The sequence below is a fragment of the Paenibacillus favisporus genome, assembly GCF_040545415.1.
GTDB lineage: Bacteria > Bacillota > Bacilli > Paenibacillales > Paenibacillaceae > Paenibacillus_AQ > Paenibacillus_AQ favisporus.
On sequence record NZ_JBEPLV010000003.1, the window covers coordinates 616,084 to 630,764 of the forward strand.

At 52.3% G+C, this 14,681-nt stretch carries 15 protein-coding genes; 14 read left to right on the top strand and 1 reads right to left on the bottom strand.

Going from position 1 to position 14,681, the window contains the following annotated elements; all coding sequences use genetic code 11:
• The first annotated feature begins 102 nt into the window (after nt 1-102).
• From ABID47_RS15980 to ABID47_RS15990, 3 genes are all read left to right on the top strand, one after another.
• Nucleotides 103-1,716, top strand: a complete 1,614-nt coding sequence (locus ABID47_RS15980; RefSeq protein ID WP_354498102.1) for an extracellular solute-binding protein — start codon at nt 103-105, stop codon at nt 1,714-1,716.
• 195 nt (nt 1,717-1,911) lie between these two features.
• Nucleotides 1,912-2,769 (top strand): ABC transporter permease, encoded by an 858-nt coding sequence (locus ABID47_RS15985; protein ID WP_435530637.1) that lies wholly within the window; start codon nt 1,912-1,914, stop codon nt 2,767-2,769.
• Nucleotides 2,770-2,853: 84 nt separating this feature from the next.
• The gene (locus ABID47_RS15990) at nt 2,854-3,702 is read left to right on the top strand and encodes a carbohydrate ABC transporter permease (protein ID WP_354498782.1); all 849 of its coding nucleotides are present in this window, start codon (nt 2,854-2,856) and stop codon (nt 3,700-3,702) included.
• 125 nt (nt 3,703-3,827) lie between these two features.
• Here the strand turns inward: ABID47_RS15990 and ABID47_RS15995 are convergent, their stop codons facing one another.
• Entirely contained in the window at nt 3,828-5,414 is a 1,587-nt protein-coding gene (locus tag ABID47_RS15995) for an ATP-binding protein (protein WP_116230895.1), read from the bottom strand.
• Nucleotides 5,415-5,651: 237 nt separating this feature from the next.
• Between ABID47_RS15995 and ABID47_RS16000 the strand changes: the two genes are divergently transcribed.
• The 11 genes from ABID47_RS16000 (at nt 5,652) to ABID47_RS16050 (ending at nt 14,550) form a co-directional block, all read left to right on the top strand.
• On the top strand, nt 5,652-5,936 hold the full coding sequence (locus ABID47_RS16000; protein WP_354498106.1) for a hypothetical protein: 285 nt from the start codon (nt 5,652-5,654) through the stop codon (nt 5,934-5,936).
• Nucleotides 5,937-6,176: 240 nt separating this feature from the next.
• On the top strand, nt 6,177-7,043 hold the full coding sequence (locus ABID47_RS16005; RefSeq protein WP_354498108.1) for a class I SAM-dependent methyltransferase: 867 nt from the start codon (nt 6,177-6,179) through the stop codon (nt 7,041-7,043).
• A 196-nt stretch (nt 7,044-7,239) separates the two neighbouring features.
• On the top strand, nt 7,240-8,223 hold the full coding sequence (locus tag ABID47_RS16010; RefSeq protein ID WP_354498110.1) for an aminoglycoside phosphotransferase family protein: 984 nt from the start codon (nt 7,240-7,242) through the stop codon (nt 8,221-8,223).
• A gap of 164 nt (nt 8,224-8,387) precedes the next feature.
• Entirely contained in the window at nt 8,388-8,633 is a 246-nt protein-coding gene (locus tag ABID47_RS16015; protein ID WP_105443330.1) for a spore gernimation protein GerQ, read from the top strand.
• A gap of 13 nt (nt 8,634-8,646) precedes the next feature.
• Nucleotides 8,647-9,033, top strand: a complete 387-nt coding sequence (locus ABID47_RS16020) for a spore coat protein (RefSeq protein WP_192714491.1) — start codon at nt 8,647-8,649, stop codon at nt 9,031-9,033.
• A complete protein-coding gene (locus tag ABID47_RS16025; protein ID WP_116231716.1) occupies nt 9,033-10,169 on the top strand; it encodes a zinc-dependent alcohol dehydrogenase in 1,137 nt (378 codons plus the stop codon). Before ABID47_RS16020 ends, ABID47_RS16025 begins: the two co-directional genes overlap by 1 nt.
• A 34-nt stretch (nt 10,170-10,203) precedes the next feature.
• On the top strand, nt 10,204-10,395 hold the full coding sequence (locus ABID47_RS16030) for a hypothetical protein (RefSeq protein WP_354498784.1): 192 nt from the start codon (nt 10,204-10,206) through the stop codon (nt 10,393-10,395).
• Nucleotides 10,392-10,697 (top strand): spore coat protein, encoded by a 306-nt coding sequence (locus tag ABID47_RS16035; protein ID WP_076167052.1) that lies wholly within the window; start codon nt 10,392-10,394, stop codon nt 10,695-10,697. Before ABID47_RS16030 ends, ABID47_RS16035 begins: the two co-directional genes overlap by 4 nt.
• 189 nt (nt 10,698-10,886) lie before the next feature.
• Nucleotides 10,887-12,893, top strand: coding sequence for a Na+/H+ antiporter (locus ABID47_RS16040; RefSeq protein ID WP_354498113.1), 2,007 nt, complete (start codon nt 10,887-10,889; stop codon nt 12,891-12,893).
• Between the two features lie 66 nt (nt 12,894-12,959).
• The gene (locus ABID47_RS16045; RefSeq protein ID WP_354498115.1) at nt 12,960-13,748 is read left to right on the top strand and encodes an alpha/beta fold hydrolase; all 789 of its coding nucleotides are present in this window, start codon (nt 12,960-12,962) and stop codon (nt 13,746-13,748) included.
• A gap of 43 nt (nt 13,749-13,791) precedes the next feature.
• Nucleotides 13,792-14,550, top strand: coding sequence for a TrmB family transcriptional regulator (locus ABID47_RS16050; RefSeq protein ID WP_116230887.1), 759 nt, complete (start codon nt 13,792-13,794; stop codon nt 14,548-14,550).
• Nucleotides 14,551-14,681 lie beyond the last annotated feature (131 nt).

The following is a 14,681-nucleotide window of genomic DNA, read 5'->3' on the forward strand; positions in this document are numbered from 1 at the left end:
AAACCTTTTGACACAAATTCGATCGTTGAACTATTTTGCCCCCTCCGGATTGAGTATAAGCTTGTGTAAACGGATTCATAAAACCCAAGGGGAGGATGAAGGATGAAAAAAATACTCGCATCCGTGCTCGCGCTTACACTCGGAACATCACTGCTGGCGGGCTGCAGCAGCGGCGGGAATGAGCCGGAGGAACCAACCGCGCAAGGGGGAAAAGTAAAGCTGAAAGCGATCATGACAAAGCATCCGCTCACGCAAAAGTTCGAGAACATGAAATGGCTTCAGGATGCGGAGGAGAGGGCAGGGGTTGATATCGAATGGCAGGAAGTGTCCGCCGATTGGGATCAGAAGAAGGGAGCCATGCTGGCCAGCGGGGATATTCCCGATTTGATCGTTGGCGTGAACTCCATTACCGATTCGGATTTCGCCCAGTTTCCGGGGTTGTTCCAGGACCTGTCCGGAATGATCGACCCATATGCTCCGAATGTCAAGGCGATGTTCGACGCCAAACCCGAAACGAAAATCATTGCCACGCAGCAGGACGGTAAAATATACGGACTGCCCAAGTATCAGCGGTTCTGGCCCGATACGGCGACCCGGCAGTTTATCAACAAGGAGTGGCTGGACCGGCTGGGGCTCCAGATGCCCACGACATGGGATGAGCTGTTCGACGTGCTGAAGGCGTTCAAAGACAAGGATGCCAACGGGAACGGAGATCCGAACGATGAGATCCCGATGGACTTTGCCCCGACGGGAACCGTCGCATTCGGTTATTTTATGCCGACCGTGCTGCTGGGCAGCGAAGGGATTACGTTGTCCGACGGCAGCGGCAGCGGATATTTTGTAGAGGATGGCCAAGTTAAAAACTTTTTCATCGACGACCGTTACAAAGAGTTGGTCAAATTTTTAAGCAAATGCTTCAGCGCCGGTCTGATAAACCCCGAAGTATTCACCCAGGACTACACCAAATACCAATCCGTGGCGAGGGGCAAAGGAAATACGGCTACCGTTGGCTTTACGTGGGGCTGGGAGGTCACCGATCGTTTCGGCAACACGGTTAGTCCGCAGTATACGGCTATGGCGCCGCTGAAGTTTACAGCGGATTCCACCGTTCAGCAGTCGTGGTCGTACGATTACAACACGCTGAATTACGGTACAAATACTGTTCAAATGTCCGCCGCTTCCAAGCATAAGGAAGCCGCAATGAAGTTCATCAACGAATTGTACAACCCCGAGGTCAGCATGCAGGTGCTCTTCGGTTCGCTTGGCACGAACATCAAGGATAACGGGGACGGATCGTTTGCCGTACTGCCGCCGCAGGATCAGGCCATGGATCCGGGAACCTGGAAATGGACTTCCACCTGGGCCGATAACGGACCGATGTATATCGCCGACTCGCTGAAGCTGACATTGGGTACAGACATGCAGTCGGTCGGCAAGCAAACGGAGCCGCTGCAGAAGGTGCTGGACTCGATTGATAAGGACAACGATGTTTTCCCGAACCTGTTTATTAAATACAGCGCGGTGGACAACAGCACGATGGCTCTCGCCAACACGGCGCTTGTGCCGATGGCCTTGGCCAAATGGTCGCAGTGGATCACCAAAGGCGGCGTGGATAAGGAGTGGGACGCCTATGTGGAAAATTGCAAAAAGACAGGGCTCCTGAAAAATATCGAAATTATGCAGAAATACTATGACGACTATAAAAGCAAGCTGTAAAACGCGATCCCCGGTCCGCTGCAGGCTCCCTGCATCCGGGCCGGATAATCTAGCATGCAAGCACTGCTGTTACAAGGAGGTAATCTGGTCATGATATCGCGATCCGGCCCCAAATTAAAGCGGGCCGCTGCTTTGCCCAAAGCACGCAAACAAACCGTTCTGAATACGTTCAGGCGGGACTATCAGCTGTGGATCATGATTTTTCCCGCCGTTGTCGTTATTTTTATTTTCAACTACATCCCGATGTACGGCATTCAACTGGCTTTTCGGGATTATAGCTTCACTAAGGGGCTGACCGGCGGAGAGTGGAGGGGATTGTTCTACTTCCGGCAATTCTTTGAAAATTACATATTCGTGGATCTGATGAAAAATACGGTGGTCATCAGCGTGGCGACGATTGTGCTCAGCTTTCCCGCACCGATCATTCTCGCCCTGCTCATCAATCAGGTCCGGTTGAAGCGGGCGAAGAAGACGCTCCAGACGACCGTGTATTTGCCGCATTTCATCTCGACCGTCGTCATGGTCGGACTGCTGAGCGTGCTGCTCTCGCCGAACTCGGGAATCATTGGGCACCTGCTGCAGTGGCTTGGCCTCGGGGATGTCAACCTGCTGGGGTCGACCAAGACGTTCGTCCCCGTATATGTACTGTCGGAAATTTGGCAGCATGGCGGATGGAACAGCATTATCTATTTGGCTGCTTTGTCCACCGTGGATCCGCAGCTGTACGACTCCGCAAAGATGGACGGAGCAAGCCGCTGGCAGACGATCCGGTATGTCGACATCCCCGCCCTTGTGCCGACGATCATTATTTTATTCGTACTCAGCATGGGCAGCGTCCTGGGAACGGGCTTCGAGAAAGTATTTCTGATGCAAAACCCGCTCAACTTGCCGGTTTCCGAAGTCATTGCCACCTACGTGTACAAAATCGGGATTATCAGCAGCCAGTTCAGCTATTCAGCTGCCATCGGCCTGTTTAATACCGTCATTAATTTTATCTTCCTGTTTGTCATGAATATGATCGCCAAGCGGTGCTCGGACATCAGTCTGTGGTAGAGACGGCGATCCCGAAAGGAGCATGGAGTATTGATACTTACACATCGTAATCGCAGGAGTGCGGGGGATGTTCTGTTTCAAGTGATGGTTACCGCCCTGTGCGTGCTGATTTTTCTGATCGTGGCCTATCCGCTGTACTTCGTTGTGATTGCATCCGTCAGCGATCAATCGCTGGTGTCGACAGGCCAAGTGACGCTGTATCCCAAACATATCAGCTTTTTTGGCTATCAGGAAATTTTCAAGGATGCCCGCATTTGGACCGGATACAAAAACACGATCATTTACACGGTGCTGGGTACGGCGGTAAACCTGCTGTTTACGCTGCCGGCCGCCTATGTCTTGTCGCGGAAAGAGTTCCGCGCCCGCCGGTTTATCATGTTTGCCTTCGTGGTGACCTTGTTCTTTAACGGCGGCCTGATTCCAACCTACCTGCTGATGAAGCAGTTGCATTTGACCAATTCGATGTGGGTGTTTATCATCCCGTTTTCGGTCAATGTGTACAATTTAATTATCGCACGGTCGTTCTTTGAGCACTCCATTCCGAAAGAGCTGCATGAAGCAGCTTCCATGGACGGCTGCAGTCACTTCACTTTTTTCGTAAAAATCGCACTTCCGCTGTCCAAGGCGGTTGTGTCTGTCATCGCCCTGTATTATTTAGTCGCCCATTGGAACGATTTTTTTACCGGACTCATCTATATCCAGAGCAATTCGCTCCAGCCGCTGCAAATCGTGCTGCGGGACATCCTGCTGTCCAACCAGGTGTTTTCATCCGGAGCAGGCTCCGGCGGAGCTGCCGGGGGGTATGCGCAGCAGTATGCGGACCAGGTCAAATATGCGGTGATCATCGTATCCACACTGCCGATTCTTATTGTGTATCCGTTTCTACAGAAATACTTCGAAAAAGGCGTCATGATCGGCTCGGTCAAAGGTTAGCAGAGCGGGTTCATGCCAGCACGAATGAATAAAGCCGCCGGGCAGCTGTGCCCGGCGGCTTTTGTATCATCGAATCATCATAATGATCGGACCTTTAGAATCGTTTCGATGGCAGGGATCGACGATTAAGCCCCTTCGGTCAATACCGGCAACGTAATCGTGAAGACGGATCCTTCGGATTCCATGCTTTTGACGGTGAGCGTACCGTTGTGATCCTGGATGATTTTATGGCAGATGGATAGGCCGAGGCCGGTTCCTTCTTCCTTGGTCGTATAGAACGGATCGAAGATTTTCGGGAGCAGGTCTTCGGGGATCCCCTTTCCCGTATCGGACACGTCAATGGTTACGACCGAATTCGTTTGCTGCACCTGAATATGGATATGACCCGGCTGTTCCATCGCCTCGATGGCATTGCGCACCAGATTTATCAGCACTTGTACGATTTTATCCCGCTCCATTTCAACCATGACGGAATCACTGACATTCTCCATGCTGATGCTGTGCCCTCTGGAAGTCACCTGCGACTCGGTTAAATTTCTTGCTCTTTCCACGCAATGTGAGATGGGCTCGGGCCGGATGTTGCCAAGATGGGGCTTGGAAAACTGCAGAAACTCCGCCGTCAGCTCGTTCATGCGCGTGATCTCGTTGGTGATGATATCGACCCATGGCCCGATATTGTACGACTGCGATTTGGACAGATGGATGAAGCCTTTCAGCGTTGTGAGCGGATTCCGGATTTCATGAGCCATGCCCGCAGCAAGCTCGCCGACAATTTTCAGCTTTTCGCTTCGGAACATTTCTTCCTCCCGCTTCAGCCACAGCATCCTCTTTTTTTGAAACAGCCGGTCTTCGGCCAGCATGATAATATCATGCGAGGTTGTGCTTTCCCGGGGAAACCGGGCCGTGCTGTAAGTCACCTCATAGCCGAGCTTGCCCGATTCAAGAATATCCTGGGCTTGTCCAAGCGACCCGTCGGTATCCGGGATCACCATGGCGAACCGGTCCCCGGCATAACGGGAAATGGCGAAGGCGCTCGGGAAGTACGTCCGGATGATGAGCGATATTCTCGTCAAAATTTCGTTGCCGCCGCGGATGCTTTCCTTGTTTAGGCTTTTAAAGTCCTGAAAATCCAGCAGAATCAGTACAAACGGCGATTTTTTCTTTTCAACCAATTCGTTGACGGCACTGACATAACCGTCGTAGTTCAAAAAACCGGTCAGCGGATCATGTGATGCGAGAAACTGGTTGCGCCTCAAAAGCCGCTTTCTTTCAATCTCGGTTGTGACGAGATAACGCATTCCAAGGACGATTAATACCAGACTAACCAGATCGTAGACCGAAACCAATAGATTGTAACGGTCCCAGGGGAGGTAGCTTAGCCGGATGACGGTATACAACATGGAATAAGCAAATGCCAGCGACAGCGTATACTTCAAGTTTCTCGTATTTCGGGTTTCCATAATAATTAATATAAAGTAAATGATTTGCGTCCAGTTGAGCTGGGAACTCCAATGGAAGAAAGCGAGGCTTACGGATTGAAGAAGCAAGGAACGGCTGCTGGACTCGGCGAAAAAAATCATCACCCCCGTCAGCATCGCTCCGGAGAGAAATAGCAGAAAGATGCTGTCGGCTTTGCCCAACAGAATGGAAGATAACATGATAAATGTAGTTAAGGAAGGAATCAAGACGTGTCTTGTCTGTTTTACGATCATGTTTATGCTCCTAGAAAAAAAGTAAAATTTCAGTAAGCCCTTATCTACTGCCATTATATCGGATAGGCCATGAAAACAATGTCGAATTTCCGTGTCGCCTTGGAAATGATCATGATTTTTTTTCTCCTATGGAGAAAACAGATTTTATGGTATAAATGACCTCATAGCCCGCCGGATGAATTCGGTGTGGAGGGATGCCGGAAGGATCCGGCACGAACGCAAACCAGGGGGAGTGTCATGCGGACGTATTTTGTCATCAGCCAAATCATCTATGTGTTATGTTTTGTTCCGTGGCTGCTGATTTGGGGAATTTCGTTCATGGGGTTTGACAGTGGAATCAGTGGAGCGGCCATCGCCTTGGTGTCCGTGATCGGCGTTTACCCGCTCGTCACCATTGCCTGTGCCATTATGGCCTGGGCGTTCTACAAGAAGAGGAAGAGAGCCGCGGTCATCGTGAATTCGATTCCGTTCTTGTGGGTGCTGGGCATCGGCGTGCCGGTGCTCGCATTGAATCTTTCGTGAACGATTCAAGAGCATGAACAATGCAAAGCCCGGCAGCTTCAGGATAAATCCTGAGCTGCCGGGCTTTGCATCTTTACAGCACTTGCTATGGCTACCGACCGTCAACCGATGCTCATTCGGACAAAGCCTCATAAAAATATCCCGCAGACTCCACTTTAAAACTATACTTTTCCAGGGATATCCACTATTGTTGACTGTGTATCCATATGGATGACCAGAACAATCGGGGAGTGTGAAACAGTGGAGTCTTATGATTGGGATGAGAAGATGGGGTATTTGCGCCGGAGAATGAGTCTTTATTATAATGACGACTACATCGCGTTTTTGGTCAAATCGGTTTGGAAATGGGAAACTCCGGTTCGGATCGTCGATTTTGGCTGCGGTTACGGGCAGCTGGGCTTGATGATGCTTCCGCACCTGCCGGAAGGCTCAACCTATACGGGGATCGATCCGGGAGCAAGACAGATTGGGGCGGCCAAGGAGCTGTACGCTCACCTGCCCTGGAAGGCCGAGTTCTTTCGGGCGGAGCTGACGGATGCTGACCTGGGCAGCGCCTTTGATGTCGCCGTATCGCACGCAGTGCTTATGCATAGATCCGATCCCCTGCAGCTGCTGGCCAAGATGGCCGAAAGCGTGAAGGACGGAGGAACGGTCATTTGTTACGAGCCTCACGGCTGTGCTTCCATGTCGAGCTATTATTTTGATGATGTTTTATCTACGGAAGTCATGCCGCTCGGCCCACTTCAGAAGCTGCATGAACAGGATGCTTTGCGGACCGGGAAGGACGCCAACATCGGCATGAAGCTTCCGGTTTACTTTTCGCAGCTGGGGCTGCGCCGGATCGAAAGCAGAATCAGCGATAAGGTGAACTATTACGACCCGGCACAGGATTCCGAGGAGACGAGGGCTTTATTCAGCAACCTGCAGTTTGAATGCCCGGCTCAGGAGGAAGACTTTATTCAAGCGCTGATTGAGCGGGGGCTAACCCAGGAGGAAGCAGAACGGCTCTATATCGCCGAGGACCTGTTATCCCAGGTCAATACGCCGTCGATTGCGTTCGCCCATGCGCCGAGCATGAAAATTACATTCGGTACGGTAGTCCGATAAGTCCGTGTAACATAAAAAGGAGCTGTTCCCAAGGGTTCATTGACCTACTGGGACAGCTCCTTTTGCTTACGACCATTTTTAACCAGACCTTATTCAACATCATAACAGAACCGAAAGAAACAGTCTATATTTTCAGCAGGGAACTGGGGTATAGTTGGTGATGCCGGCAATCCAATCATAGAAACGGGGAAACAGTATGGAAAATGCATGTCATCTTTCCGAGTCGGATTTAACGCATTATACCAAGCAGGTATTCGGATCGGGTTACGCGATCTCGCAGGTTACGCGGCTGAACGGAGGGGCCCAGAAGGTGGTCTATCAGCTCGATTTTCTAAACGGTTTTTCCTGTATGCTGTACGTTTGGGATTTATCCATGAATTACTTTCGGGAAGAAATCGAACATTCGGATCATGATATGCGCTCCTATGGAGCCGATTTGTTTGGCGAGAACAACCGGGTATTAACCCAATTGGGCATCCCCACTCCCGAGCTGTATAACCTTAATCTGGAGCGCCGGGAGTATGCGTTTGATTATGCGCTTGTCGAACGTATTGGGGGAGGCAAAGCGGAAGACTATTTTGCACACCCGGATGCGTCGGAGCAGCAGCGATTGTTTCGGCAGATCGGGGAGATGGTAGCCAATATGCACGATAGCGCGAGAGATGTGCACGGGCGGCCCAGTCAAACCAAGCCTCCGCGGAAGTCCTGCCAGCAGGAGCTGGTGGACAATGCCCTCAGGCAGATCACGTATGCAGCCTCTTATTTGCCTGAGATTGCAGCTGCTCAAGAGGGGCTCATCTCCGTCCTTCAGGAATGTTCATCGCGAATTCGTCCAAGGACATCTTACGGACTGATTCATGGCGAGCTTGGACCGGACCACATTTTGGTTAATGCGAATCTGGAGCCGTATCTGATCGATATTGAAGGTGTAACCTATTTCGACATTGAGCATGAGCACAGCTTTCTGGAGTTTCGGTTCGGGGAGCATTACCGGTATTTCCGCCAGGACCATCTGGATCCCGACCGGATGGCCTTCTACCGCCTGCACCACCATATCTCCTTAATCGGAGGCGGCTTAAAACTGCTTCACCGCGGCTTTCCCGACCGGCAGCTTGCCCAGGGTATCGTGGATCACCATCTGAAGTGCGCCTTGAAATATGTTCATAAAACATTCCATTAACCGATTAACTGTAGAAGTCTCTCTCAGAGGCTTCTTTTTTGTTAGGAGCGCCCGGCAGGCAAATTTTATGTTCCCGGGAGTGCCGCGGAAACTGAATCAAGCTATATACAGGAGGATAACCTATCCTTGCAGACATCGTTAAATAAAGGAGGTACAGGTCAGACATGAAGGATTTTCCGCTTGCACCCCATGAATCGATTGATCTTCATGAAGTGCTGAATTTTAAAACGCTCTGCGTCGCCAAATCGAAGCTTATGCAGGGGATGGTTTTTGACAAAGAACTGAAGGCGCTGATGCAAAAGGACGTTGAACAGTCCACGCAGGCCATCAACGAGCTGAAGGCGGTTTATGAACGAGCTCCGTTTCAGGCTCCGGTTCCGGAAAGCAAGCCTGCCCCCATCCTAAATTGAAGGTGATACGCTGATGAACAACGATTATTTAGATCCGATTAATTCGCTCAACATGCCGGAGATGGCCGATATGACTTTTGCTATGGACTTTTTGATTCGGGCGAAGGAAGGGGTTCGTAATACCGCGGTTGCCCTGACCGAAACCGTATCCACAGAAGCGAGGGAACTGCTGAAAAAGCAGCTGAAGCAGGGGATTGCCCTCCATCAGGAAATCACCGAGCTGATGATCCGTAAGAAATGGTTTCACCCGTATGAGCTGCATGAGCAGTACCAGCTGGACCAGCTGTCGGCCAAAAACACGGCCATGATTGCCGGGATGAACCTGTTCCCCGCAGATACTTCGCGCAAAGGGATGTTCGACCGGACGCCCGATGAGCAGACGGAGGAAAGCCGGGCATGATGAAAGCCGTTACGTACCAAGGGGTTAAAAACGTCGTCGTTAAGGACGTCCCCGATCCGAAAATTCAAAAACCGGATGACATGATCGTCAAGCTGACCAGCACCGCTATTTGCGGCTCCGACCTGCATCTGATCCATGGTATGATTCCCAATCTGCAGGAGGATTACGTTATCGGTCATGAACCGATGGGTATTGTGGAGGAAGTGGGGCCCGAAGTCACCAAGCTGAAGAAAGGCGACCGGGTCATTATCCCGTTTACGATTGCCTGCGGTGAATGCTTTTACTGTAAAAATCATCTGGAGAGCCAGTGCGACAATTCGAACGACAACGGGGACATGGGTGCGTATTTCGGCTACTCGGGAACGACCGGTGGTTATCCGGGCGGGCAGGCCGAGTATTTGCGGGTTCCATTCGCCAATTTCACGCACTTCAAAATTCCGGAAAACAGCGAGCGGCCGGATGAGAGCCTTGCTCTAATCGCCGATGTGATGCCCACTGCCTATTGGAGCGTAGACAATGCCGGCGTCAAGCAGGGGGATACCGTAGTTGTGCTAGGCTGCGGACCGGTAGGACTGCTGGCGCAAAAGTTCTGCTGGCTCAAAGGGGCGAAGCGGGTCATCGCCGTCGACTATGTGGATTACCGGCTGCAGCATGCCAAAAAGAACAATCAGGTTGAGACCGTCAATTTCGAGCAGCACGACAATGTTGGTGCATACCTGAAGGAAATCACCAAGGGCGGAGCCGACGTGGTCATTGACGCGGTGGGCATGGACGGGAAGATGAGCGACCTCGAGTTTCTGGCAAGCGGCTTAAAGCTGCAAGGAGGCACCATGAGCGCCTTGGTCATCGCCTCTCAGGCCGTTCGCAAGGGCGGAACGATTCAAATTACAGGCGTGTACGGCGGCCGTTACAACGGATTCCCGCTGGGGGACATCATGCAGCGCAATGTGAACATCCGCTCCGGACAAGCTCCAGTCATTCACTATATGCCTTATATGTATGAATTGGTGGCGTCCGGCAAAGTAGACGTGGCCGACATCATTACGCATGTCATCCCGCTCAGCGAAGCCAAACGCGGTTACGAAATGTTCGATACGAAGACGGACAACTGCATCAAAGTTATTCTAAAGCCGTAAGGGAGTGAAGTTCTTGATAAATCCAACGTATACCATGCATGAATTGTTGGAGGCGCATGAAATTGCCGCCTTCAAGACGGTCTGTATGACGAAGTCCAAAACGATGCAGGCGCTGGTCACAGATCCCGAGCTCAAGCTCATTCTTCAGCAGGATGCCTCGATGTCATCCGATCAGCTGGCCGAGCTTGCAGCCGTTCTGAACAAAGGAAAGGAGACGCTGCAATGAATCCCGTACTGGAATACATGACCGGCATGAACAAATTAACCGACGATGTGATTGCCATGGACTTTCTGGTCACCGCCAAGAGCGGCGTCCGGAATTTGGCGATGGCCGTAACGGAATGCGTTACTCCGGAAATCAAAGGCATCCTGGAGCGGCAATTGGAACAGGCGATCGATACGCATGAGAAGATTACCAAATACGCGATCGCCAAGGGGCTGTACCATCCTTTCAGCGTGCAGGAGCAATTGCGTGTCGATCTGCAGCAGATTCGGACCGCGCAGAGCATTCCTTTTCCCACACCGTAACAGCTTGATTTGTATCAGGCATCTTATCGGTAACTGCATACGCATTAGACAGACAGCCGGCTGTGTCATACAGCCGGTTTTGCTTTTCATGATTTATCTCTGCCGGATCGGCTGACAACTCATGAATCATCCCCCTTCCGGGAATGTTAGCCATATCGACAATTGGCAGAAAGAAGGCAGGAAATCACTATGGAACTGTTACTGATGGTCATCGTTCTTCTTATTCTGATCGGCATATCGAACGTTATCAATCACTTTATCCCGGCGGTCCCGGTGCCTCTGATCCAGATTGCGCTTGGCGTCGCGGTCACGTACATCCCCGGCATGCATCATGTACCGCTGAATCCGGAACTGTTCTTGCTGCTCTTCATCGCGCCTCTGCTCTTTAATGATGGAAAAATGACACCCCGCGACGAGCTGTGGCAGCTGCGGTCGTTCATTCTGCTGCTGGCGCTCGGCCTCGTGTTTGCCACCGTGCTGATTGCAGGGCCGTTCATTCACTGGCTCATTCCGGCCATCCCGCTGTCGGCGGCTTTTGCGCTGGCGGCTATCCTGTCACCGACCGATGCGGTGGCCGTCGGCTCGCTGTCCGGCCGGGTGAAGCTCCCGGGCCGCATCATGCGCCTGCTCGAAGGTGAGGCGTTGATGAACGACGCTTCGGGCCTCGTTGCTTTTAATTTTGCCATTGCCGCAACCGTTACCGGCCATTTCTCCCTGCCGCGGGCGATTGGCAGCTTTATCGTGATCGCGGTCGGCGGGATTGTGATCGGAGCGCTGCTCGGCTTCCTGGCGATTTGGCTCCGGATGCTGCTGCGCAGGCTTGGGATGGAAGATGTCACATTACATATGCTGATTATTATTTTGACACCGTTTCTGATCTATTGGATTGCTGAAGAATTTCACGTATCCGGTATTTTGGCCGTCGTTGCTGCCGGTGTAACCCATGCGATCGAACGGGACCGGATGAGGACGGGATCGGCGCGCCTGCGCGTCGTTTCCGACAGCACGTGGTCGGTCATCCTATTCTCCTTGAACGGTCTCGTGTTTCTGCTGCTTGGACTCGAAATTCCCGGAGTCCTCAGGACGGTATGGCAGGACAAGGCATACAATAACGGCCAATCCATTGCCTATATCGTTCTGATTACGCTGGTATTAATGGTCCTTCGCTTTGTGTGGGTATGGGCATCGAACAGCCAATTCCGTTCCGCCGTGCTGACAGCGTTGTCCGGTGTCCGGGGAGCCCTGACACTGTCGGCGGCCTTCTCCATTCCGTTGACACTGGCCGACAACAGTCCTTTCCCCGAACGGGACTTGATCCTCTTTATCTGTTCAGGCGTCATTCTGCTGACCCTGATCAGTGCCAGCGTGTTACTGCCCATCCTGACCCGCGGTCCCCAGGTGGATCCCGCCCTCGCCGAGGATGCCGAGAGACAAGCGCGCATCCGTGTCATTGAGGCGGGTCTCCGAACGGTCAAAGAGGAGAAAAACGATGAAAACCGGCAGCAGGCTATCGAGCTGATCGCTGCGTATTCCCGCAGGCTGCAGATGTGCAGATTCAGAGATCGTGCGGAAATGAACCGATTATGGAAAGAGGCTGTGGAAATCCGGCTGGAGGCGCTTGAGGCGGAGAAGGAAACCGCGGACCGGTGGCTGCAGGAAGAGCGGATATCGCCAAAACTTGCGGATAGGTTCAAGGCCACAATATCGCGGGTCGAGCTGCTGCTGTCCACCCGTTTCAAGGTGAAGAAGCTGCTGATCGTCGGATGGTCGGCCATCACCCGGCTGTTCCAAGGCAGCAAACACCAAAAAGCCCGCATGACACCAGACCACCCGAAGTGGAATGCTTATAAGGCGCTTAAGCTGGAAGCGATCCGGGCTGCGATAGAGCGGGTCAAGGGGCTCGAGACTGCGGGCAACCGGGACACCATCGCCATGATTATTGCCGATTACCGCGGGCTGGAGCTGCATCTGACACAGGAACCTGCACACGAGGAGCGGGCTGAAGAGATGGATGCGGTCCGCCGGGAGCTTGAGCTCAAGGCCATCCAGTCGGAGCGGAACGAAATTCAAAGGTTGTTCGAAGCGGGTGAGATCAGCCGGGCGCTGGCCAACAATTTAAGGCTGGACGTCAATTATCATGAGGCGCATCTGTTTGAATCGCAAACCGTGCATGAGGAGGAAGGGGAGCATGCTTAGAAAGCTGCTTTGCCTTCCCTGCTGAGAATGGTAAAATAAGCTCATTCCGGTTGGGGAGGGGAAAGTATGGAAGCTTTCGTTAACGGGATCAAGCTCCATTATGTCGATGAAGGAACCGGCTTCCCGATGATCGTATTGCATGGGCTTGGCCTGGACGTTCACTCGATGGAATCCGTCATTCACTCGTTCAGCACTGATTTTCGCGTCATTGCCATCGATGCCAGAGGGCATGGCCTGTCGGATAAGCCGGCAGAATACAGTCTCTCGGATCATGTTCGGGATGTCATCGCGGTGATGGATTTCCTGAAGCTGGACAAGGTATACCTGGTGGGTGGATCGATGGGAAGCTATATCGCGCAAGGAGTCGCCATTGCCGCTCCGGAGCGGGTGGAGAAGCTGGTGCTCGTCACGCCCAAGTCCAACGGCAGGACCTCATCGATGGCCCGTTTATTCAGTGAGCATGCCGAGGAACTGGAAGTTATGGATACCCCGGCAAAGTTGCAGCATTTAAGCCGGTACATGTTTCACAATCTCTCATTGGTCGGAGCGTGGATGCAGCATGTTCAAGAGGGCGGAACTAGGTTGACGGAGGAGCAGAACGCCGCTTCTAACCGGGCGCTCGAAGGGTTTGATTTCCGCCCCGATTATGGCCGGATTACGGCGGAGACGCTGATCATCAGCGGGAAATACGACGGTCTGAATCCGCCGGAGTGGGGCAGGGAAATCGCGGATGCCATTAAGGGAGCACGATTCGTGGAGTTCCTTCACTCCGGGCATGCGCCGCATGTGGAGGAGCCGGAGCGGTTTGTCGAAACGGTAAGAAGCTTCCTGCTTGCGCCTCCGGATCAAAGCTGAAGATTGCACCGACCAAGCAGCAAGGGGAGCGGGGATAAAAGTCATGTTACATAAATTCGGATTTTCACAATATGAGAGCAAGGTGTACGAGGCGTTGGCGTCGGCGGAGCAGCCGATGGACGCCACGATGATCGTGAAGCATTCCGGCGTGCCCAAGGCGAAGATATATGAAGTGATCTCCCGGATGGTAGAGAAGGGGATGGTGCTGGAATCCGTTTCGGAAAAAAAGAAGCTGTATACCGCATTGCCTCTTCCGCTCGTGATCGAAAAATTAACGTCAGAGTTTCAGTCGGACATTCAGGAGCTGGAGCAGCATAAGGTTCAGAAGGCGGTCATCGACGACCATGTCTGGAGCTTGAAGGCAGACTCATCGATCGGATCCCAGTTAAAGCAGATGATGGAGAATGCAGAGCGCTCGATCCGGTTTTCGGCATGGGAGGACGATTTCCACAAGTATCTGCCTATTCTGCTGGAAAAGCAGCAAAATGGCGTCAAAGTGGAAGGTGTCGTGATTGGCGATACGCCTGATGGCCTGCCCCAGATCGTCCCGATGAAGCCTAGCGAGCAGCATGTCATGCTGGAGCGGTTCAGGCTGCTGATCGTAGACGACCGCGAGGTCGTATTCGCCGGCGTGGAGAATGATTCGTGGCAGGCGATCAAGACCCAGTCACAGCCGTTTGTGCGCGTGTTTACGGACTATTTCCATCACGATTTGCTCCTGGCGAAAATAACAGGCAAATACAATGATATTCTGCTGAACGACGAGGAGATTATGACGGAATTGCTTCAGTTGAAATATTAAGCGCGTCACATGAAAAACGGGTGGACCCGGATCCACCCGTTTTTTGTATGCAAAAAATAGGGGTTGATCCTCATTTTGAATTAGGTTACCATTGCAGTAGTAACCAAACACAACGTTGAACAGAGAGATTT